This window comes from Aminobacter sp. P4_H6_2 (assembly GCF_056400805.1).
Genome location: NZ_JBFUKO010000665.1, coordinates 1 through 2,821 on the forward strand (window position 1 = coordinate 1; position 2,821 = coordinate 2,821).

At 57.5% G+C, this 2,821-nt stretch carries 2 protein-coding genes; both read right to left on the reverse strand.

What is annotated here, in order from left to right; all coding sequences use genetic code 11:
* On the reverse strand, window positions 1–1,095 hold a 1,095-nt coding region (locus AC1DUU_RS28295), incomplete at its 3' end, for an Orn/Lys/Arg decarboxylase N-terminal domain-containing protein (protein ID WP_476786661.1).
* A 744-nt stretch (window positions 1,096–1,839) separates the two neighbouring features.
* Window positions 1,840–2,821 (reverse strand): helix-turn-helix transcriptional regulator (locus AC1DUU_RS28300; protein ID WP_476786662.1); only part of this gene is annotated, 982 nt, incomplete at its 5' end.

A 2,821-nucleotide genomic window follows, 5' to 3' on the forward strand; every position in this document is an offset into this window, starting at 1 on the left:
ATGCATGGCAAAACGCTCGCGATAGATTGGGTTGAAACGCGCATTGGCGTACCAGGCCTCGTCGAAATGCAGGCGGTCGACGCTTTCGCCCATCAGCTCTTCGAGCCGCGCGACGTTGTAGCAAAGCCCGTCATAGGTGGAATTGGTGATGACGGCGTGGACGGGTTTGGCGTCGGGACCTTCCTTCACCAGCGGATTTTCGGTCACCAGCAGGCGGAGCGCCGCTGGCGTCAGCCGTTCGGGTGGGATCGGCCCGATGAGACCGAGCGCATTGCGCGTCGGCATCAGATAGCAAGGGATGGCGCCTGACAGGGTCATCGCATGCTCGACCGACTTGTGACAGTTGCGGTCGCACAACGCCACCTGATCGCGCGTCACGCTTGCCATCAGGATCACCCGGTTCGATGTCGAGGACCCGTTGGTGACGTAGTAGCTGCGGTCAGCGCCGAAGACCTTCGCGGTGTAGCGTTCGCCGGCTCCGATCGCGCCGCTGTGATCCAGTAGCGAGCCCAGTTCGCCGACCGAAATCGACAGGTCCGAGCGGAAAAGGCTTTCGCCGAAAAACTCAAAGAAGGCGCGACCGACGGGCGAGGTGAGGAAACCGGTGCCGCCGGTATGCCCAGGCGTGTGCCAGGAATATTTATAGGTCTGCGCGAATTCGACCAACTTCGCGAACATCGGAGGCAGCGCTGCGGAACGATAACGCTGCAGCGCGGTCAGCACGCGTCCACCAATGAAATCGGTGGTGTCTTCGAGCAGCCAGATGAAATCGTCCGCTTTGGTCATGACATCGGCGGAGATGGTGGAGGCGGCGCTGCGATCGGCCAGCAGGAAGATCGGCACATCCCCGTTGAACTCCCGCATGGCATCAAGCACCAGGCCGGCTGCGCCATGGTCATCGCCGTCGTCGAGATCCCAATCGAGCAGCAGGCACTGGATCGTCGGATCGGTGCTGACGATGGCGATGGCATCCTCGACATGCGTGGAGAGCACAACTTCGATCTCGCGTCGTTCGAGTTCTTCAACCAAATTGGTGACGGCGCGCCCTGCCGCCGACCCCTGATCGAAACGCTCGCGGACGAGAAGCGCTCGCATAGCGAACCTCAGACTTGATCGTGTCGACATGCCATACTCCTTTCGTGCGGACAAAGTTCCGCATAGCCAACGGCTGCTTGCCGCCGGCCGATAACAATTTTATTGCCGCACTGCGGGGCAGTTGCTCACTTGCGGCGGGATTTTTGCTGTGACGCTTGAGGTAGAGGTAATCTTGATTCAAAAACTTCTCAGCACGAAACCAAGTTAATCGTTAAATAAACCATCGATTACATTCCACAGCGACCGAACTACCATCCGTTCCTTCAGATCAAACATGTTGCTTTCGGCAATTGTCTTGCTTCAAACGACAAGTTGCGCTGGCAGGCTAGGCAGGTTCACCTGGGCTGTCGCCGCAAATACCGCATGATCTGTGCGCAAAAACTGCGGCTGTGGCAGGTCTTTGGCGCATTCTGGGTGGGAGTTCACGATGGCTCTGTTCGCAGGTCCAAGGCGCACGATCAACAACTTGCAGTTCTGGAAAACTGCCCGATTGCCGATATCGTCAAAAGCGTGCCGGAACCTCTGCGTAGTGGCCGTCGCTCTGCCAGATGCTGATGCTCGGTCAGGGAGAAGTGGCATTCGGACGACAGTGGTCGAAGAAACAGCGATGATGACCCACCGGCTTGCCGGTGCTTCGGCACTTGCGCAATAGTCGCGTCTCAAAATGGCTTTGACATCAAATGTAAAGAGCACGTGCAGTGCGTGGCGCCCGCGCCAAGTCGTCGTGGACGGCCCAAGTCAGAGTCACCTTGCCCTGAACTTTGATGGTGAAACACCCGTTTGGGAGCGGAATTGTCTGTTGAAAGTCGAAACGCTTTCAAAACCGCTATTGAACGCAATTTCCATGATGTTCGGCTTGCCGCCGCTATCGCTCAGCAGCGACTTGGCGGTCTCTATGCGCATCCGATTGATATATCTGTGCGGCGTGAACTCCCTGTCGTCGAATGCCGCAAACAGGGCGCGTTCACTCACTCCCAAGACCGTCGCAATCTCCTCGACAGTCAAGCTTGGGTTCGTGTGATGCCTACGAATGTGGGCCAGTGCTCGGCAATACATGTCATCGCGCGCCYGGCTATGAGGGCTATTGCCGCATTCGCCCATGGTGACAGCCACAAGCTCCGTGAAGCTGTTCATCAGACCTAGGAATTCGGAGGCCTGCGTGTCGTCGGAACTAAGGGCCTCGACATAGGTATTGATGATGTTTCCCGTCGGTGTGTGCGGTAGCGGCCGCGCCAGGTCGCGCGGGAAGAAGCGTCCGTATTCCTCCAGTCGACAAAAGGGAATAGCTGTCATGTCTCCAACCAGTGCCGTGACGCCTGGCTGCGCTGGAGCTATCGAATATTGTGTCACTGCTTCTGGCCCTGACACGAAAGCGTCACCTGGTTCGACGTGATGTTCACTGCCGTTTCTCGTCTTCAGAGAGAGCATCCCGCTTTCCACCCGGTAGATGCGTAAACTATCGTCGGCGCTGAAGGGCTGAACCTTCTCATGCCAGACGCCCGAGTCACTCGATATCTCGACCCGGGCGATGGCAATGCCGCGGGTGCGGCGACCGACAATGCTGCAGAAAAAATTCATCGCTTCGGCGCTATGCGGTTCAACCTCTAGCCGAGGGAGAAYTTCGTCGAACCATTGTGGGAACGCGATAGCGGCGTCGATATCAGCAGTACTGAAGGTGAAGTGTTGCATGACCTTGTCACCGATAGGTAGGAGAGTGAGGTTGAAC